Here is a 20683-nt window from a genome sequence, read left to right on the forward strand (position 1 = left end):
GAATTATATCCATTTGTTTACTTTTCTATACTAGAGGTGGAAAAATGGCGATTCATGTTGTGGAAAAAGAAACGAAAGAGATTATCAATATATCGGAGAAGATATGGGAGTATTTTTCAAGGGAGGATCTTTGGAATTTTATTGTTGGAGCTTCCATTAAAATCATTGCAATTTTCTTACTTTCTTATCTTATTGTATTTATTGGGAAGCGAATTATTGCTCGTATCTTTAAACTAAGAATGCAATCTCCGTTAAAATATTCAGAAAGAAGGCAACAAACACTATTAAAATTGTCGCAAAGTGTATTATCATACGTCGTATACTTTTCGGCGATAATTGGAGCACTATCTTCCTTAAATATTAATGTTGCAGGGTTACTTGCTGGAGCAGGTATTGCAGGCCTTGCAATTGGTTTTGGTGCACAAAATTTAGTAAAAGACGTCATTACGGGTTTTTTCATCATTTTCGAAGATCAGTTTGGTGTTGGAGATTATGTTCGAATTAATACATCAAGTGCAGCAGAAGGTACAGTAACTGAAATAGGATTAAGAACGACCAAAATTGTTGGGACAACTGGAGAAGTATATATTGTTCCGAATGGGCAAATTACCGAAGTAGTAAACTTTTCACTAAATAACTCAAAAGCAGTCATAGATATGCAAGTTGGAATTGAAGCGGATATTGAAAAAATTGAAAATTTAATGACGGAATATTTAAAAACATTACCGAAACAATATGAGGAGCTTGTCGATGTACCTAAGTTTGTTGGAGTTCAAAATGTTACTGGTACTGAAATAACAATTCGAATTGTTGCAGAAACAAAACCTCAACAGCATTATGGAATTGCAAGAATCATTCGAAGGGATGTCAAAAAGATTTTAGAGAAAAATGATATACCAATGGCTTATCCAAAAATGATGATATATGATTCTAGTAAAGTAATGTCTAGGGGAGATGAGAATTGATGGAGACAAAAACATTTAAATTGAATGACATTGTGGAAATGAAAAAGCAACATCCATGTGGTACGAATGCTTGGAAAATTATTCGAATGGGCGCTGATATTCGAATTAAGTGTCAAGGATGTGGACATAGTGTCTTGCTACCTCGTAGGGAGTTTACGAAAAAAATGAAAAAAGTTATACAAGAAGCGGAAGAATAATTGTTATGTAATCCCCACACAGTACTTTGTATGAATGTGGGGATTTTTTGTTGTTCATACAAAAATAAATGGAAAATAGACTTTTTATGTGGAAATCCATATAATTAACACTAGTGCAAAAACTAATAGTTATGTTTCACATAAGAAAGGTAGTGAGTCAATGTCACTAACAGCTGGAATTGTAGGTCTTCCAAACGTAGGAAAGTCGACACTATTTAATGCAATTACAAAAGCAGGTGCCCTTGCTGCTAATTATCCATTTGCAACGATTGATCCAAACGTAGGCGTTGTAGACGTTCCAGATTCTCGATTAGACAAATTAACAGAGCTTGTAAAACCTCAAAAGAAAGTTCCAACATCATTTGAATTCACGGATATCGCTGGAATCGTAAAAGGCGCGTCAAAAGGAGAAGGTTTAGGGAATAAGTTCCTCTCTCATATTCGAGAAGTCGATGCGATTTGCCAAGTGGTTCGTTGCTTTGATGATGAAAATATTACACACGTTGCAGGTAAAGTTGATCCAATAGCAGATATTGAGGTCATCAATTTAGAGTTAATTTTAGCTGATTTAGAATCAGTAGATAAACGTCTTCAAAGAGTAAGCAAAATAGCAAAGCAAAAAGATAAAGATGCAATGATTGAAGAGCCAATTTTAATCAAAATTAAAGAAGCTCTTGAAAATGAAAAGCCTGCTCGTTCTGTTGAATTAACGGAAGATGAGAAAAAAGTAATCAAAGGATTAAATTTATTAACATTAAAGCCAATGCTTTATGTTGCAAACGTTTCGGAAGATGAAGTGGCAAATGCAGATGAAAATGAGTATGTAAAACAAGTTCGTGCATATGCAGAAAAAGAAGGCTCAAAGGTGATTACGGTATGTGCAAAAATTGAAGAAGAAATTGCGCAGCTTGATGATGAGGAAAAGAAAATGTTCCTTGAAGAATTGGGCATTAAAGAGTCCGGATTGGACCAACTAATTCGAGCTGCATATGATTTGCTTGGCCTTGCTACTTACTTTACTGCAGGAGAAAAAGAAGTGCGGGCTTGGACATTCAAAAAAGGGATGAAAGCTCCAGAATGTGCAGGTATTATTCACTCTGACTTTGAAAGAGGCTTCATTCGAGCTGAAACAGTTTCCTTTGAAGATTTATTAGCGGCTGGCTCTATGCAACAAGCAAAAGAACAAGGGAAAGTTCGTTTAGAAGGTAAAGACTATGTCGTACAAGACGGCGACATTATGCTATTCCGATTCAATGTATAATCAGGCATAATAAAAAGTGTGGAATTTACGCCAAGATGTTTTAAATATATTTACGTAAATTCCACTTTTTCTTTTTATTGATATACATACAATTTTGGTAATTGGGGGTCATCTTTTACAAGCGCATGATTAGGAAATTTGCGGAGTTCTTTATACATATAAAAATCCCCGACAGCCCCTGCAATTAAAAAAGCACCTAATAAAACCATTAATTGATTATCGAAAACAAATCCAATTATTGTTGGCAGGACCCCTGTTGTCCAAAAGGGAAGCATTAGCGCTTTTTTCATTGCATGATTTGGTAACGGTTTTGACGTTGTTGCATAAGCAACTCCTAGCTTCACATTTATACCATAATTCAGCTGACTCCACTTCACTTTTCCAAAAATCATAAACCCAATTAAATGAAACAATTCATGCAAAATAATCAGTGCACAATAGCCTACAATAAATAATAGAAAATTCCATAGCGTAATGGCCATTTCAAAATGAAACTGTCGATGGATGATTGTATTGAATGCTAAAAAAAGAATGCACAAAAGAAGGGTCATCCAAAAATTCAACTTTGCAATTTTTTTCATATCTAATTCAATAATCAGTGGATCTTTCTCTTCCAACAAAATTATTCACCCCCTTTTTCCCATTATATCGAAATAACAGATTTTAGAAAATCTTATACTCCTCATTGAATGCTAGTTGCGATTGTTAAAAGTATATGTTACAATTCAAAGATGTGAGTAATAGAAATTTACTCCTTGCTCCCTTGAAATAAAGGAGAGCCAAAGTCCATAAGGAGGTGCAAAAAGCGATGAGAAAATATGAATTAATGTATATTATTCGTCCAAACATTGAAGAAGAAGAGAAAAAAGCTTTAGTTCAACGCTTTGATGACATTCTTTCTTCAAATGGTGCGGAAATCATCGAGTCAAAAGAATGGGGCAAACGCCGTCTTGCTTATGAAATCAAAGACTATCGCGAAGGTATTTACCACATCGTGAAAGTTAATGCTCCAGCTAAAGCAATCGATGAATACAATCGTTTAGCAAACATTAACGAAGACATTATTCGTCATATCGCTGTTCGTGAAGAAGAATAATCTTATTGAACATTAATGCTGAAGAGGAGGTTGTCAAATTGATCAATCGTGTCGTATTAGTAGGTAGGCTAACAAAAGACCCTGAACTACGATACACGCCAAATGGAGTACCGGTAACTCGATTTACAGTTGCTGTAAATCGAACGTTTACGAATCAACAAGGTGAAAGAGAAGCGGATTTCATTAGCTGTGTAGCATGGAGAAAACAAGCTGAAAACCTCGCAAATTACATGAGAAAAGGAAGTCTCGTCGGTATTGATGGACGCATCCAAACTAGTAGTTTCGAGGGTCAAGATGGCAAACGTGTTTACATGACAGAAGTCGTAGCAGATTCCGTGCAATTTTTAGAACCAAGAAGTGCACAGGGGCAACGGCCATATGGGGGACAACCTTCGTACGGTGCAAGTCAACCTCCATACGGTGGCACGCAAGATCCATTTGGTGTACCATTCCCAAGTCAACCTCCTCAAAATCAGCCGAATTATACACGTGTAGATGAAGACCCATTTGCATCAAGCAAAGGTCCAATTGAAGTTTCAGAAGACGATTTACCGTTCTAAGGTATTCGGATAACGGAGAAATAATAAAAAAAGGGGGGAAAATCGATGGCACAACGTCGCGGAGGTCGCAAACGTCGCAAAGTTTGCTACTTTACTTCAAATAACATTACACACATCGACTACAAAGATGTAGATTTACTAAAAAAATTCATTTCTGAACGCGGAAAAATTCTTCCACGTCGCGTAACTGGAACAAGTGCAAAATATCAACGCAAATTAACTACAGCAATCAAACGCGCTCGTATTATGGCACTTCTTCCATTCGTAGCGGAAGATAAATAATGAATGTTATAAAAAGCAGCAAAGGCAAAATTTAGCCTTTGTTGCTTTTTTACTTCAGCAATAATTAAATGTACTCTGGAAAGAGAGAATCAGCGACATTCTTCCCTAATTTGAAATAGTAAACAAAATGTACAGCAAAACATCATTGCATGGGAAATAAGCCATCAAATTATATAAAGAATCTCAACAAGATTAAGGCGTTAAAAAAGCTTGATAACGATGAAGCTGAACAAAGTAATTCTACTTGTTGCCAACAATGAATTTATGCACGATAAAAACCATTCAGGAAGACTTTACTACTAGTTTTGCGGTGAATTTATTTATTTTTTAACTTTTAATAAAAGTAAAAATTCATCACATCAAACATAATCATCTAATCTTTTAGGTTAGATGATTATGTTTTTTCTTCCGACATTCTTTTATCGTTTTGCTTTATCGTATTTTTGTCCTACTTTATAAAAAATGGTACAATATACGAATGTAAAGAATTATTGAATTGTAATAAAGGAAGGTTTCTCATGCCGAACAATCAAACACAAAGGCTTACACATGGCGCAATGATGATTGCAATATTTGCTATTCTCATTGCAATTGCATATTATGTACCAATAATCAGCTTAGTGGCGACATTATTTGCCCCATTACCTATTGCTTGGTTTAGCGCAAAGTATGACCGATCATCTTCCATTATTTTAGGAGTTATTGGGTGTATTATCACCTTTTTCTTCGGGGGATTGTTAATTTTACCATTTTCCATGATTTTTGCGGTATGCGGTGTCGTGATGGGAGATGCACTGCGCACGAATAAAAGTAAAGCTTACTTATTCATGGCAACTGGTATTTCAGTGTTAATTACTTTTGCAATTCAATATTTAATTTCTATTAAACTGTTTGAAACAGATTTTATTAAGGAATCTTTCCAACTGATGCGGGAAAGTTATATGGCTTCTTTTGAATTCGCTGAAAGTTTAACTGGCGAACAGCCAATGACTGAAGAAGCGTTCAATCTAATGTTTCAACATATAGAGATAGCCATTCCTGCAACCGTTACATTAGCTGCATTCTTCCTATCGTTTCTTTTAATTACAGTAAATCTGCCAATCCTAAAACGATTAGGTATTACTGTTCCAAAATTTCAAGCTTTTAAAGATTTACGCTTACCTCGTACCATTTTATGGATTTATTTAATCGTCTTAACGATTCAATTGTTTGTACGCCCTGAATTAGGAACATCACTATATGTAATCACATTTAATTTTTCATTAGTCTTATGGGTGTTGTTAACAATTCAAGGAATTTCTTTCCTGCACTTTGTGTTGGATGCTTATCGAGCGCCTAAATTTTTAAAGGGATTAGCGACAATTTTTGCAATTCCTTTGTATAACTTTGTGATGCTCTTAGGAATTTTAGATTTAGGTTTCGATATTCGCTCATTTGTGACAGGAAAGATTCGAAAGTAAGGGGCTGATCTCATGGATACTTACAGGAAGCGGAGGATACTTTACCCGCTTTTACATTTGGCGGTTTTCGGATTAGTGGGTATTGTTGGATTGTTTTTATTGAATATATGGGTTGGAGCAGCTTTCGCGTTACTTGTTGCATTGATTATATTTTATGATTGGAAAACAGAAAGAATTGCTTATTTTGCAATAGAAAAATATATAGAATCTTTAGCGTTTCGAATGAAAAAAGTTGGGCAGGAAGTTCTTTTAGAAATGCCGATTGGTATTGTATTAATCAATGATAAATATGAAATTGAATGGGCTAATCCCTACATGACGAGGCTTTTGGATATCCCAACTTTAACAGGTCAGGATTTGTTCCTTTTATCGGATGAATTACAAAAAATAAGAAAATCTGATGAAAAAACTGATAGCATCGTAACCATTCGAGATAGGAAATTTAAAGTCATTTATAAACAAGAAGAAAAACTATTATATTTTCTCGATGTAACTGAACAAGTAAAAATTGAAAAGCAATATTATGATGATCGAACAGTCATTGCTATTCTTTTCATCGATAATTATGATGATATTACGCAAGGGATGGATGACCAAACAAAAAGCATGACGAATTCAACCGTTACATCCATCATCAACGATTGGGCAGAGGAATATGACATTTATATTAAAAGAATTGATACGGATCGATTTTTAGCGATATTAAATGAATCAACTTTAAATGAATTGGAAAAGAAGAAATTCTCGATTCTAGACGATATTCGAGAAAAGACGGCTAAGAAAAATTTATCACTTACATTGAGTATCGGAATAGGTACTGGTTCGCCATCCTTAATTGAACTAGGTGAATTAGCTCAATCAAGCTTAGATTTAGTATTAGGGCGCGGCGGAGACCAGGTGGCTATTAAACAATCGAATGGAAAAATTAAATTTTATGGTGGAAAAACAAATCCAGTCGAAAAACGTACGAGAGTCCGAGCACGCGTGATTTCCCATGCTTTAAAAGATTTAATTCAAGATAGCGATCTCGTTTTTATTATGGGGCATAAAAATCCCGATATGGATTCAATTGGAGCAGGGATTGGTGTTCGGAAAATGGCTCATATGAATAAAGTGGATAGCTACATCGTATTAGATTTTGATGAATTAAACGGCAGTGTTGAGCGACTAATAGATGAAATTAAACAACAATCCGATTTAAAGGAATATTTTATTTCATCAGAAGAAGCTTTAAGCATCATGTCTGAAAAATCATTATTAGTCGTTGTGGATACCCATCGCCCGAGCCTCGTAGTAGATGAAACATTGTTAAAACGTTTCGAGAAAATTGTTGTAATTGATCATCATCGACGAGGGGAAGAGTTTATTAACAATTCAACACTTGTTTATATGGAACCGTACGCTTCCTCGACTTCAGAGCTCGTAACGGAACTTTTAGAATATCAGCCCGATAATGAAAAACTTTCGAAACTTGAAGCAACAGCTTTGCTCGCTGGAATCATTGTAGATACAAAAAGCTTTACGCTAAGAACAGGTGCTAGAACCTTTGAAGCAGCATCCTATTTAAGAACGTACGGGGCGGATACGGTGCTTGTGCAACGTTTATTAAAAGAAGATATTCATACGTATATTGAGCGTTCAAAAATCATACAAAATGTTCGATTTACCTATCCAGGAATTGCGGTTGCGCATGCAGAAGAAGAAAAAGAGTACGATTCTGTTTTAATTGCCCAAACGGCAGATATTTTGCTTTCAATGAAAGACGTAAATGCTTCTTTTGTCATCGCCCGCAGACAAGATGGCTTAATGGGTATCAGTGCCCGTTCATTAGGAGAAATCAATGTACAATTGATAATGGAGAAACTGGGAGGCGGTGGCCACTTAACAAATGCGGCTTGCCAACTTGAAGTCGATACAATAGAAGAAGCTTTAGAATTATTACAAAATGCTATTATTGAAACGTTAGAAGGGAGCATGGAAGAATGAAAGTTGTATTTTTAAAAGATGTAAAAGGTCAAGGGAAAAAAGGCGAAGTGAAAAATGTAGCTGATGGTTATGCACAAAATTTCTTAATTAAAAAAGGTTTAGCTGTAGAAGCTACAAAAGAAGCATTAAGTCGTCTTGAAGGACAAAAGAAACATGAAGCGAAACTTGCAGCACAGGAACTTCAAGCTGCAAAAGAGTTAAAAGAAAAATTAGAAAATATTACGTTAGAAATTAAAGCAAAAGCAGGAGAAGGCGGACGTCTATTCGGTTCTGTATCAACAAAACAAATTTCAGAAAGCTTACAAAAAAATTATGGAATTAAAGTGGATAAAAGAAAAATGGAATGCAATGAAGGTATTCGTTCATTAGGTGTCACAAATGTTCCAGTGAAATTACATCCGGAAGTAAAAGCGACTTTAAAAGTCCATGTAAAGGAAGAATAAGGAGCGAAATAAAATGAGTGATCTAATCGATCGCGTTCCACCGCATAACCATGAAGCTGAGCAATCAGTTCTTGGTGCGATATTTCTTGATCCTCAAGCATTAATTACTGCATCGGAAATTTTAGTTCCGGAAGATTTTTATCGCATTGCCCATCAAAAAATATTCCAAACGATGCTTGATTTAAGTGACAAAGGGAATGCGATTGATGTTGTTACTGTTACAGAAGAGTTATCTGTAAGAAAAGAACTCGAAGATGTAGGCGGTCTATCCTACTTGATGGAATTAGCAAATGCCGTACCTACAGCAGCTAATGTTAGTTACTATGCAAAAATAGTAGAAGAAAAGTCCATTTTAAGAAGATTAATACGCACGGCAACAAAAATCGTTGAAGATAGCTATATACGGGAAGATGAAGTAGAGGAATTATTATCCGAAGCTGAAAGAAAGATGATGGAAGTAGCCAATCGAAAAAACGCTGGCGACTTCAAACATGTTAAAGACGTTCTTGTTCAAACTTACGATAATATTGAGCAACTTCAAAATCGAAAAGGAGACGTTACCGGAATTCCGACGGGCTTTACGGATTTAGACCGCATGACAGCGGGTTTTCAACGAAATGATTTAATCATTGTAGCCGCCCGTCCATCTGTAGGGAAAACAGCTTTTGCGTTAAACATTGCGCAAAATGTCGCGGTCAAAGCTCGGGAAAATGTTGCGATCTTCTCGCTCGAAATGGGTGCTGAACAATTAGTCATGCGTATGCTCTGTGCAGAAGGAAATATTGACGCTCAAGTTTTAAGAACAGGGGCGCTTACTGCTGAAGATTGGAGCAAGTTAACAATCGCAATGGGTACCCTTTCGAATGCGGGGATTTATATTGATGATACGCCGGGCTTGCGCGTTAATGAAATTCGAGCGAAGTGCCGTCGACTTGCCCAAGAAAAGGGATTAGGGATGATTTTAATTGACTACCTACAATTAATCCAAGGAAGCGGCAGACGCGGGGAGAACCGTCAACAAGAAGTTTCTGAAATATCTCGCTCATTAAAAGCATTAGCTCGTGAATTACACGTGCCGGTTATTGCCTTATCTCAGCTATCCCGCGGGGTAGAGCAACGTCAAGATAAGCGTCCGATGATGAGTGATATTCGTGAATCTGGAAGTATTGAGCAAGATGCGGATATCGTAGCTTTCCTATATCGTGACGATTATTATGATAAAGAAACAGAGAACAAAAACATGATTGAAATTATTATTGCAAAGCAACGGAACGGTCCAACGGGAACTGTGACCCTTGCGTTTAAAAAAGAGTTTAATAAATTTTTGAATATTGATTGGTCTCAACGACAAGAACCAATGCATGCATAACACGAAGAGAAAAGTAACATAATAAAATAAACTTTGAAGAACACGAACAATTGTACATAAAAAATATTTATTTGTTCGTGTTTTTTTGTTTGATGCATTGACGAATGCTCTATTTCACTGTACAATTAATCTGTTTGATAAAGGACGCATAGTGCGCGGAGGTGCAGAAATGACTTCAGTTGTTGTTGTTGGAACTCAATGGGGAGACGAAGGAAAAGGGAAAATTACGGATTTCCTTTCTAAAAAAGCGGATGTGATCGCTCGTTTTTCAGGCGGTGACAATGCTGGACATACAATTAAAATTGGTGAAGAAACATACAAATTACATTTGATTCCATCTGGGATTTTCTATAAAGAGAAAACATCTGTGATGGGGAATGGTATGGTAATTAACCCAAAATCATTAGTAAATGAGCTAAAAGGTTTACAAGCTCGTGGCATTAATACATCTAATTTACGTATTTCAAATCGTGCTCATGTCATTCTCCCATATCACATTTATCAAGATAAAGTAGAAGAAGAAGCTCGTGGCGACAAAAAAATCGGAACAACATGCAAGGGAATTGGCCCATGCTACCAAGATAAAATTGCTCGTATGGGAATCCGCATTGCAGATTTACTAGATCGAGAAATATTTGAACAAAAATTGCGCGAGAACTTAGAAAAGAAAAACCGTTTATTTGAGAAATATTATGAAGTAGAAGGTTTAAAATTCGAGGATATCTTTGAAGAGTATTATGGCTACGGTCAAGAAATTGCTCAATATGTAACAGATACTTCAAAGGTATTAAATGATATTTTAGATGAGGGCGGACGTGTATTATTTGAAGGTGCTCAAGGCGTTATGTTAGATGTTGACCACGGAACATATCCGTTTGTTACATCTTCCAACCCTGTGGCTGGTGGTGTGACGACAGGTACAGGAATTGGTCCTTCTCACGTTACGAGAGTAGTGGGCGTTTCAAAAGCATATACCTCTCGTGTAGGCGACGGTCCGTTCCCAACGGAATTGTTTGATGAAGTTGGCCATCAAATTCGTGAAGTAGGTCGAGAATACGGTACAACGACTGGTCGTCCCCGCCGTGTAGGTTGGTTTGACGCAGTAGTGGTACGCCATTCTCGTCGCGTTTCTGGTATTACAGATTTAGCTTTAAACTCAATCGATGTATTAACTGGCTTAGAAACAGTAAAAATCTGTACGGCTTATAAATATAAAGATCAAATTATTACGGAGTATCCTGCAAGTTTACATGTATTAGAAGAATGTGAACCTGTATATGAAGAACTTCCTGGTTGGACTGAAGATATTACAGGTGTACGTTCCTTCGATGAACTGCCTACAAATGCTCAAAACTATGTCAATCGTATTGTTGAATTAACAGGTATTCCTTTAATGACATTCTCTGTAGGCCCAGCCCGGGAACAAACAAATGTAGTAAATGATGTTTGGGAATAAGGATATTCAACAATAAAAACATAGATTATTTAGAAACGATATTCTAACTACATTTGTTCTGTGCGAAAGCGAAGCGACAGCAACAAACAAACATAGTGAATGATATATGGGAGTAAATAATACTATCTCATCAGTAAAACCTCAATCAAAGAAGTTAATATTTTAACTATGTTTGTTCTGTGCGAAAGCAAAGCGACAGCAACAAACAAATGTAGTGAATGATGTTTGGGAATAAGGATATTCAACAATAAAAACATAGTTTATTTAGAAACGATATTCTAACTACAATTGTTCTGTGCGAAAGCAAAGCGACAGCAACAAACAAACATAGTGAATGATATATGGGAGTAAATAATACTATCTCATCAGTAAAACCTCAATCAAAGAAGTTAATATTTTAACTATGTTTGTTCTGTGCGAAAGCGAAAAATAAAAGTCACCATTTTTCATCAAAAGGAAAATGGTGACTTTTTAATATTTCTCTAAGCGCCTTCCTCTTTCAATAAGAATTCCAGTAGAGTATGTGAGACTATCATATAAGATTAACTATTCATTTCTTATTTTATAGTTGTACAAAATAAGAGAATGATGAATAAATTCGTCAAAATTTGATCATAATATATAAAAATTTTCATCATTCTCCATCATTATATATTTTGTAACAAAAATTGCTTAAATAATACATTTTCATTACAAAAATTTTAAAATGTTCATTCAAAATACACATTATGATACAGTAAGTAGGTGTGAGTATGAAAAAGCATCCTATTTGCGGACGATTTTGGAAGGGGCTTGTTTATGAATACGAAATGGAATACTGGTCGAGACGGTAGTCATAATCTAAGTCTTCTAAATCAAAATAATAAATATGGCATTCTAAAAAAAGTTTTGTTTGCTGCAGTGTTGCTTTTGACTGTTTCCTTTAACTTAGCTTTTGCTAATGAAGGGAATATAGAATCTATCGACAAAATTTACCATGTTTATTTAGAAGACGAATATATCGGTTCAGTTTCAGATGAGAACAAAGTGAGAAAAATTATTGAAGATAAAGAAAAAGAAGTAAGTTTGCAATATAAGGATTATGAAATAGATGCAGATTCTTTAGTAACGATTGTTCCAGAACAAGTATTTTCTTATAAAACCAATGATTCAGAAACTTTAAAAACATTAAGTAAACAATTAGAACCACAAACAGATGCATTTGCTTTACAAGTTGATGGAGAACCAATCCTTTATTTAAAAAATAAAAAAGACTACGAAGAAACTATTAAAAAACTAAAGCTTCAATATGTTCCGAAAGAAAAACTAAAAGAGCTTGAACAATCAAAAAGCTCAAATAAACAATTGCCGAAATTAGAGGCAAATCAATCAAGAATCATCGATGTTTTTCTTTCAGAAGATGTTTCAGGTGAAGAAACAAAAGTAAGCCCTGCCAAAATTCTTACACCTGATGAAGCGGTACAATATATTAAAACTGGATTGATTGAAAAGCAAGTATATGTTGTGAAAAAAGGCGATGTCCTTGGAAAAATCGCTAAAAATCATGGTTTAACAACGAAAGAGTTATTGGAACTTAATCCTGATATAACGATTGATACATTATTACCAATTGGAAAAGAAATAAACGTTACAGTAGAAAAGCCTTTAATTAACGTACAAGTGATATACGAAAAAGTGAATAAAGAAAAAATTGATTATGAAAAAGTAATTGAAGAAGACGCTTCAATGTATAAAGGGGAAAAACAAATTATACAAGAAGGTAGTCCAGGAGAAAAAGAAGTATCTTACTTAATTACAGAAGTAAACGGGAATATCGTGAAGAAAACGATTACCGAAGAAAAAGTGTTAGTAGAACCTACGAAACATATTGAAAAAGTGGGAACAAAGGTAATTTCATCACGTGGTACGGGTGAATTTATTTGGCCGACAAGCGGTGGATATATATCAAGTCATATGGGGTCTCGTTGGGGCAGCTACCATCGAGGAATTGATATTGCTCGTCCATCGAATTACAGCATTAAAGCAAGTGACAATGGCGTTGTAACTTTTGCTGGATGGGATGGGTCTTACGGAAATAAAATAGTCATCAATCACAATAATGGATATACTACTCTATATGCCCATTTGTCAGAAATATATGTTTCCGTTGGACAAGTAGTGCCTCAAGGTTCTGTTATTGGTAAAATGGGAACGACTGGAAATTCAACAGGAATACACTTGCATTTTGAAGTAAGCAATAATGGATCACTGATTAATCCATTAGCAGTATTAGATTAATTTCGATTGAGGTAGTGGCATCATTACATGTCATTACCTCTTTTCTTTTTATTACATCTTGGGAAATTTCCATCAATGAGAAATTTGTCGAAATATTTCCCGGAAAATAATGACCATAAAATTCCCTAATAGTATATGCTCAAAAATAACAACAATAGGACATTTGATTTTTGTTATAATGGTTTTGAAATGCATGAAAGCAAAAACCGTGATAGATTTAATTATAGCTATACATCAATAGAAGAATAGATGCATTGAGATAGATTTATTTCATATTAAGGAGGAATATGAACATGGACGGTAAAACAATTTTAGTAGTTGATGATGAAAAGCCGATTGCAGATATTTTGCAATTTAACTTAGTAAAAGAAGGATATAAAGTTATTTGCGCTTACGATGGAGAAGAAGCGTTGAAAATAATAGAAGAACAACAACCGGATTTAATGTTGCTTGATATCATGCTTCCTAAAAGAGATGGTATGGAAGTTTGTCGTGAAGTTAGAAAAAAATATGATTTCCCTATTATTATGCTAACAGCAAAAGGCTCCGAAATTGATAAAGTATTGGGTCTGGAAATGGGTGCCGATGATTATGTGACGAAACCTTTTAGTACAAGGGAATTAATTGCTCGTGTAAAAGCGAATATGAGACGATTAAAAGCTTCTACACAATCTGAAGAAACGAAAGAGGAATCGAATCACATTACGGTTGGTTCCTTAATTATTCAGCCAGATGCTTATATCGTTCAAAAACGTGGGGAAACGATAGAATTGACTCATCGAGAATTTGAATTGCTACATTACTTAGCAAAACATATTGGACAAGTGATGACGCGGGAGCATTTATTGCAAACCGTTTGGGGATATGATTATTTCGGAGATGTACGAACAGTGGATGTAACCATTCGTCGTCTTCGTGAAAAGATTGAAGATAACCCAAGCCACCCATCTTGGATTGTTACTCGCCGAGGGGTCGGATATTATTTGCGAAATCCTGAACAGGAGTAGAATGAATGCAGAAAGTTAGCTTTTTTCGTTCAATCCATGTAAAACTCGTATTAATTTACCTGCTGCTTATTATTATTGCATTACAAATCATTGGGATTTACTTTTCTAATAAGTTGGAAGATAGTTTAAAATCCAACTTCGAAGATTCCATTCTTCAAAGAATCGATTTGATTCAATACAGTATTCGTGAAGAATTGATGAAAGAACGAGATGAAACTACACCGACTTTAGAGCAAAGTTTGGTCATTGCATTACGGGAGTTTGCTACAGGTGATATCAATGAGATTCGGGTTATTGATAACCGTAATAGAGTATTAGCAACTTCCGACTCAGAAAATCAATCCATTATTGGACAGCGTTCGAATGATGATATTGTAAAAAAAGTAATTTCTTCTGAAACGTATCAAGAAGAAATTGCACTTGATGCGGAAACGAATACGAGAGTTTGGGTCATTGCAACGCCAATTTTAAGTATGGTTGGTCCAAATAGTGAAGTAATCGGAGCAATTTATATAGAGTCCAATATTGAAAAAGTATACGATCAAATGGACGATATTAATCGTATTTTTGCTGTTGGTACAGCAATTTCCTTAGTCATCACAGTCGTATTAGGAATACTTATAGCTCGAACAATCACTAGACCTATTATGGATATGCGCAAGCAGGCTCAAGCAATGTCAAGAGGAAACTTTTCAAGAAAAGTAAGAGTGTACGGTAACGATGAAATTGGTCAATTAGCAATTGCTTTTAACCATTTAACGAATCGATTGCAAGAAGCGCAATCTTCAACAGAAGCAGAGCGTAGAAAATTAGCATCAGTTTTAGCAAATATGACAGACGGTGTTATTGCAACAGATCGCAAAGGGAAAATCATCTTAATTAACGATCCTGCATTAAGTTTGTTAAATGTGACAAGGGAAGAAACGTTAAACCGACCAATTGCTTCTGTCCTAGGAATTGAAGAAAACTACAGCTTTGAAGATTTAATTCATATGAAAGAGCCGCTAAATTTGAATTTTAGTACAGAAGAAGCTCCTTTCATTTTGCGTGCAAATTTTTCTGTCATCCAAAAGGAAACGGGATTTGTCAACGGTTTAATCACTGTATTACACGACATTACGGAACAAGAAAAAATTGAAATGGAACGCCGTGAATTCGTAGCGAATGTATCTCACGAATTACGGACGCCTTTAACAACGATGAGAAGCTATTTAGAGGCTCTTGCAGATGGTGCGTGGAGAGATGAAAATATCGCTCCGCATTTTCTCAATGTAGCACAAACGGAAACAGAGCGAATGATTCGCCTTGTGAATGATTTATTGAATTTATCCAAAATGGATAGCAGGGATTATAAATTGAATAAAGAAGTTGTTGAATTTAATAGTTTCTTCCATCGAATTATTGATCGGTTTGAAATGTCAAAATCACAAAACGTTAAATTCATTCGCTATATTCCGGAGACACCATATTTTGTGGAAATTGATACAGATAAATTGACACAAGTAATCGATAACATTATTTCTAACGCAATAAAATATTCCCCTGATGGCGGCAACATTCGATTTGGCTTTACCGTTCAAGGAAATATGTTAAAAGTAATGATTTCCGACGATGGAATGGGTATACCAAAAGAGAATCTTGGAAAGATCTTTGATCGGTTTTATCGCGTAGACAAAGCACGTTCTCGCGCCATGGGGGGAACTGGTTTAGGTCTTGCCATTGCGAAGGAAATGATTAAAGCTCACAATGGTACAATTTGGGCAGAAAGTGAAGAAGGTGTAGGAACGACAATCTTCTTTACGTTACCGTACGAAATAGATGGGGCTGGTGATTGGGAATGAAGTATATCGAACATATCAAATCCATAATTCTTCTTTTCCTAGTCCTTTTAAGTATCGTCCTAACCTTTTCAATTTGGACATATACACCAAATCTTCAAGTGATTGAAGAAACACAAGTTGATCAATTAGTTGTGGGTAAACAAAAAAAATTCCAGGAAATCATAAAACCTTATCGCATTTTAGTAAGAGAGCAAGATGAATGGAAAGGTACGATCGGTTCTGGAGCAATTAACGATTTGATGGAAATCATGGTGAATTGGAAAGGTTCGGCTCTTACTTATGTTCAAAGTAATTTTTCGAATGATAAAATGAATGATTTTTTACGAGCAAACAATCGGATAACATTGTTTTTTTCTGTAGAAGTGCCAATCAAGGTATTTCACTCGATTGTTCCATTAACACAAGATGACTTGCCAGAAATCAGCTTCAATCGACTTGTAATTGATTGGAGCAAGGTTACCACGAATAATGCGGTAACTCTTTATTTTTTAAGTGAATCCCATCGCAATATTTATAGTACTGAAGTAAAAATGAGTGAAGATTATTTTCAGTCAACGGTTTTACAAGCATTGGAAGAATTGGCCTTTTATAAAGAAATAGAGCGTCCAAATGCCCCGTCTTTATACGTACCAGCTGAAGAAGTCAAATTAGTTCAATACACTTACTATATTGATGAAATTCATCCGGATACATTTAGAGATATATTGTTTTATGATTCAACTATTGTCCGTAAAAATGTTGAAAATCAAGATTCCTTAAAGTATACAGACGGTATGACGTTAATGACAGTAGATGTAAAATATCGTTATTTGAATTATGTAAATCCGTCTACAGAAAGTATCGTTGAATTACCTCCATCCCGTTTACTTTTAGATAGCTTTGAATTTGTGAATGAACATGGGGGCTTTACTGGGGATTATCGTTTGATCTCTGTAAATGAGCAAAAGCACATTATCGAATACCAATTGTATAAACAAGGATTACCTGTTGTAAGTACAGATACGACAACAAGAATTACTACGACTTGGGGAGAAAATCAAATATTCCGCTATAAGAGACCTTATTTTTTACTGGATTTAGATATAAACTCTGAAAAATTTGAAAGAAAACTATCTTCAGGTCTTGAGGTTATTGAATTCATTGAGAAGAGAAAGCAACTTGAGTTAAATGAAGTGGATGATATCATTCTTGGATATTATTTAAAACAAAATGACAATAATCTTTTATTTACATTAGAACCGAGTTGGTTTGCAGTCAGTCAAGGAAGCTGGATTCGCATTACACCGGATGTACTAGGAGGGGGAAATAGTGGACTGGAGTAGATCAAAAACCATATTCATTATTGTGTTTTTAATTTTAGATGTCTTCCTTTTCTCTCTCTATTTAAATCGCCATATTGAAGCTCAACAAGTGAAAGTGTCCGGTGGAAAAACGATTGAGTCCAGGTTAAAAGACGATCAAATTACCTTTAATCTACTGCCAAATATAGAATCTGCTCCATATATTTCGGCAAAAGTAAAGGATTTTAGCGCAGAAAATTTGCAACTGAAAAACTATCAACAAATGACAATCGAAAATAACAATAAACTCATCGTTACACTAGATGAACCAGTGAAACTTCGAAATGTAAAAGAAAAATCATCATTTAACGAGTTTGTTCGAAATAACGTATACAATGGCTCATCATATGTAGTATGGAAAATTAATGAAGATGAACGAACAGCTATTTTCTTTCAAAAATTTGAAGATAAAACAATTTACTATAACATTCATGGTATCATTACAATTTATTGGAATGAAGATTTAGAAGTAACGAGATATGAGCAAACAATGCTGAATGATTTTGAAAAATTTGAAGAAGAAGAAAACCTTCTCCCACCATATCAAATTATTCAAATATTATATTCCAGGGACTTATTGAAACCAAGATCTCATATTACAGAAATAAAACTAGGGTATTCAACTCTTGTTCAGTTAACGCAAACGCAAGTATTCGTTCCTACTTGGAAAGTAAGCGTTAAGGATGCAGATGGAGCAGAAGAAGAATTTTTCGTGAATGCTGTAGAAGGTAAAATCATTGATGTTCAGTCAGATTTAACAGTTGATGAAGATGAAACAGATGAATTAGAACTGTTAAGAGAATTAGAAGAAGAATAGGGTGTACGAAATGCGATTTAGTGTTTTAGCTAGCGGCAGTACAGGCAATGCCATTTATGTCGAAACGGATGAACATGCCTTTTTAGTGGATGTAGGCTTGAGCGGAAAAAAGATGGAGCAGCTCTTTGCAAAAATTGGTCGCGACATGAAAAATTTATCAGGGATTTTAGTGACACATGAACATGGTGACCATATTAAAGGCCTTGGTGTAGTCGCAAGAAAATATAAGCTGCCGATTTATGCAAACGAGAAAACTTGGAGAGCGATGGAAGAGCATGTTGGCAATATTCCACTTGAGCAGCGCTTTTTGTTTAACATGGAGTCGGTACAATCCTTTGGTTCTTTAGATATTGAATCCTTTGCTGTATCGCATGATGCGGTTGATCCGATGTTTTACGTATTTCATGAGAATGGACGGAAATTAGTAATCATCACGGACACAGGGTATGTGAGTGATCGAATGAAAGGAATTATACGCGGTGCAGATGCATTCGTATTTGAAAGCAATCATGATATTAATATGCTTCAAATGGGGAAATATCCTTGGTCTATTAAACGTCGCATATTAAGCGATGTTGGACATGTATCCAATGAAGATGCTGCTGTAGCCATCAGCGAAGTGGTTGAAGCAAAACCTACCCATGTTTATTTATCTCATTTAAGCAAGGAAAACAACATGAAAGAACTTGCTCGCATGACAGTAAAGCAAATATTAGAGTCCTATGGCATTAAAGAAGGGGAATTTTTGCATTTACATGATACCGATGCAGAAGAACCAACATTACTTGTGACGGTGTAAAATTAGATTTAATGAGAACTTTGTATGTTATACAGAGTTCTTTTTTAATTAAATTAAATGCAAATATTGTTAAAAATTGAATACGACGTTCATACTGGAATTATGAATTTTTAATTTGGTTTTATTGCATTTTAATGTAATTTTAATGTTTGGAATGTATCATAAATGACGATGAAAGAAAGAAAGGAGAAGGGTCATGAGTTTTTATCAAAATGATGAACATCGGAATGAATCGGATAAGGATTTTTCATACTCTCCTTTACAAGAACAATTAAGACGAGAAGAAGAGGAATATAAGAAACAGCAAAATAAAAAAAGACAAGGGGTTTTAGGCTATTTTTTTAGCGGATTTGTGGGAGTCATTGTAGGAGCATTATTAGTTTGGTTGTTGCTTCCCTCTATGGTAGACCGATTGCCAAGTAGTACAACTCATCACACTCCAACAATTACGCAAACGGCTACAGAAGTGACAACAGATGTTACAAAGGCAGTGGAAAAAGTATCGAAAGCGGTCGTAGGGATTACAAACATTCAAGAAGTGTCGGACTTCTGGACGCGTCAATCTAGAGAGACTGAAGCTGGTAGCGGTTCAGGGGTGATCTATAAAGTTGTTGGAAATAAAGCCTATATTGTCACGAATTATCACGTTGTCGAAAATGCCAAACAATTAGAAGTAACTTTGGCTGATGGAACGAAAGAAAATGCAGAACTGATTGGTAGCGATATTTGGACAGACTTAGCGGTTGTCTCCATTCCAAGCAAAAATGTTGAAGCCGTTGCAGAGTTTGGCGATTCCGATGTGTTAAAACAAGGAGAGACAGTCATTGCCATTGGTAACCCTCTAGGATTAGACTTTTACGGTTCGGTTACAACAGGAGTCATTTCAGGAAAAGAGCGTTCCGTACCTGTCGATTTGAATGGTGATGGTTATGTCGACTGGGAAACAGAAGTATTGCAAACAGATGCAGCCATCAACCCGGGAAATAGTGGGGGCGCATTAGTGAACATTGCTGGTGAATTAGTTGGAATTAACTCAATGAAAATTGCAGAGTCAACGGTGGAAGGATTAGGTTTCTCAATCCCGATTAATACAGTCATTCCAATCATTGAAGAACTTGAGCAACATGGTGAAGTAAAAAGACCGACGATGGGAATTGGTTTATTAGATTTAACGGACGTACCAGCATTCTATCAAAAACAAACATTAAAATTGCCTGAAGAAGTCACAACGGGTGTTGTGGTGACAGAAGTGGTGCCAGGTTCTCCTGCTGACCGTGCAGGTGTAGAACAATATGATGTCATTGTAGAAATGGATGGGCAAAAAATTGAAAACTCCATCGACTTACGTCAACATTTATATAACGAAACGGAAATTGGTGACACATTAAAGATGAAAGTGTATCGCGCAGGAAAAATGATGGAGTTGCAATTAAAATTAACTGAGGGTAGTCAGTTATAATATTGTGGATAAATGACAGTTATCAACATGATTTTTCCACAAAAGAGTAGGGAAAAGAAAGTCTGTTA

The 20683-nt window shown here is 35.5% G+C and carries 19 protein-coding genes; 18 read left to right on the plus strand and 1 reads right to left on the minus strand.

Annotated features, from left to right (window positions below; all coding sequences use genetic code 11):
* Positions 1–44: 44 nt before the first annotated feature.
* The 3 genes from UtA1_RS02845 (at position 45) to ychF (ending at position 2423) form a co-directional block, all read left to right on the plus strand.
* Entirely contained in the window at positions 45–965 is a 921-nt protein-coding gene (locus UtA1_RS02845) for a mechanosensitive ion channel family protein (RefSeq protein ID WP_096549974.1), read from the plus strand.
* Positions 965–1162, plus strand: coding sequence for a DUF951 domain-containing protein (locus UtA1_RS02850; protein ID WP_096549975.1), 198 nt, complete (start codon positions 965–967; stop codon positions 1160–1162). Before UtA1_RS02845 ends, UtA1_RS02850 begins: the two co-directional genes overlap by 1 nt.
* 160 nt (positions 1163–1322) lie before the next feature.
* The gene (gene ychF, locus UtA1_RS02855) at positions 1323–2423 is read left to right on the plus strand and encodes a redox-regulated ATPase YchF (RefSeq protein WP_096549976.1); all 1101 of its coding nucleotides are present in this window, start codon (positions 1323–1325) and stop codon (positions 2421–2423) included.
* Between the two features lie 74 nt (positions 2424–2497).
* Here the strand turns inward: ychF and UtA1_RS02860 are convergent, their stop codons facing one another.
* Complete coding sequence (locus UtA1_RS02860) at positions 2498–3043, minus strand: DUF3267 domain-containing protein (RefSeq protein ID WP_172597817.1); 546 nt, start codon at positions 3041–3043, stop codon at positions 2498–2500.
* Between the two features lie 188 nt (positions 3044–3231).
* On the opposite strand from UtA1_RS02860, the gene rpsF reads away from it, so the two are divergent.
* From rpsF to UtA1_RS02935, 15 genes are all read left to right on the plus strand, one after another.
* On the plus strand, positions 3232–3519 hold the full coding sequence (rpsF, locus tag UtA1_RS02865; protein ID WP_016838916.1) for a 30S ribosomal protein S6: 288 nt from the start codon (positions 3232–3234) through the stop codon (positions 3517–3519).
* Between the two features lie 38 nt (positions 3520–3557).
* Positions 3558–4079: a single-stranded DNA-binding protein gene (gene ssb / locus UtA1_RS02870; RefSeq protein ID WP_096549978.1), complete on the plus strand. Its 522-nt coding sequence runs from the start codon at positions 3558–3560 to the stop codon at positions 4077–4079.
* 45 nt (positions 4080–4124) lie between these two features.
* The gene (gene rpsR / locus UtA1_RS02875) at positions 4125–4361 is read left to right on the plus strand and encodes a 30S ribosomal protein S18 (protein ID WP_016838914.1); all 237 of its coding nucleotides are present in this window, start codon (positions 4125–4127) and stop codon (positions 4359–4361) included.
* Positions 4362–4879: 518 nt separating this feature from the next.
* Positions 4880–5821 (plus strand): YybS family protein, encoded by a 942-nt coding sequence (locus UtA1_RS02880; protein WP_096549979.1) that lies wholly within the window; start codon positions 4880–4882, stop codon positions 5819–5821.
* 12 nt (positions 5822–5833) lie between these two features.
* Positions 5834–7807 (plus strand): DHH family phosphoesterase, encoded by a 1974-nt coding sequence (locus tag UtA1_RS02885; RefSeq protein WP_096549980.1) that lies wholly within the window; start codon positions 5834–5836, stop codon positions 7805–7807.
* Complete coding sequence (gene rplI / locus UtA1_RS02890) at positions 7804–8250, plus strand: 50S ribosomal protein L9 (RefSeq protein ID WP_016838911.1); 447 nt, start codon at positions 7804–7806, stop codon at positions 8248–8250. The genes UtA1_RS02885 and rplI overlap by 4 nt, the downstream gene beginning before the upstream one ends.
* A 13-nt stretch (positions 8251–8263) precedes the next feature.
* Positions 8264–9619, plus strand: a complete 1356-nt coding sequence (gene dnaB, locus UtA1_RS02895; protein ID WP_096549981.1) for a replicative DNA helicase — start codon at positions 8264–8266, stop codon at positions 9617–9619.
* A gap of 169 nt (positions 9620–9788) precedes the next feature.
* Positions 9789–11075 carry an adenylosuccinate synthase gene (locus UtA1_RS02900; RefSeq protein WP_096549982.1) on the plus strand — a complete coding sequence of 429 codons (1287 nt, stop codon included), beginning with the start codon at positions 9789–9791 and terminating at the stop codon, positions 11073–11075.
* Positions 11076–11873: 798 nt separating this feature from the next.
* A complete protein-coding gene (locus UtA1_RS02905) occupies positions 11874–13352 on the plus strand; it encodes a peptidoglycan DD-metalloendopeptidase family protein (RefSeq protein ID WP_096549983.1) in 1479 nt (492 codons plus the stop codon).
* 293 nt (positions 13353–13645) lie between these two features.
* Complete coding sequence (yycF, locus tag UtA1_RS02910) at positions 13646–14359, plus strand: response regulator YycF (protein WP_016838907.1); 714 nt, start codon at positions 13646–13648, stop codon at positions 14357–14359.
* A gap of 5 nt (positions 14360–14364) precedes the next feature.
* Positions 14365–16200 (plus strand): cell wall metabolism sensor histidine kinase WalK, encoded by a 1836-nt coding sequence (gene walK / locus UtA1_RS02915; RefSeq protein WP_016838906.1) that lies wholly within the window; start codon positions 14365–14367, stop codon positions 16198–16200.
* A complete protein-coding gene (locus UtA1_RS02920; RefSeq protein ID WP_096549984.1) occupies positions 16197–17522 on the plus strand; it encodes a YycH family regulatory protein in 1326 nt (441 codons plus the stop codon). The genes walK and UtA1_RS02920 overlap by 4 nt, the downstream gene beginning before the upstream one ends.
* Positions 17509–18357 (plus strand): two-component system regulatory protein YycI, encoded by an 849-nt coding sequence (locus tag UtA1_RS02925; protein WP_096549985.1) that lies wholly within the window; start codon positions 17509–17511, stop codon positions 18355–18357. Before UtA1_RS02920 ends, UtA1_RS02925 begins: the two co-directional genes overlap by 14 nt.
* 10 nt (positions 18358–18367) lie before the next feature.
* Positions 18368–19156 (plus strand): MBL fold metallo-hydrolase, encoded by a 789-nt coding sequence (locus UtA1_RS02930; protein WP_096552379.1) that lies wholly within the window; start codon positions 18368–18370, stop codon positions 19154–19156.
* Between the two features lie 196 nt (positions 19157–19352).
* Positions 19353–20615, plus strand: coding sequence for a S1C family serine protease (locus UtA1_RS02935; protein WP_096549986.1), 1263 nt, complete (start codon positions 19353–19355; stop codon positions 20613–20615).
* Positions 20616–20683: the final 68 nt, after the last annotated feature.

The organism is Ureibacillus thermosphaericus (genome assembly GCF_002370195.2).
Classification (GTDB): domain Bacteria; phylum Bacillota; class Bacilli; order Bacillales_A; family Planococcaceae; genus Ureibacillus; species Ureibacillus thermosphaericus.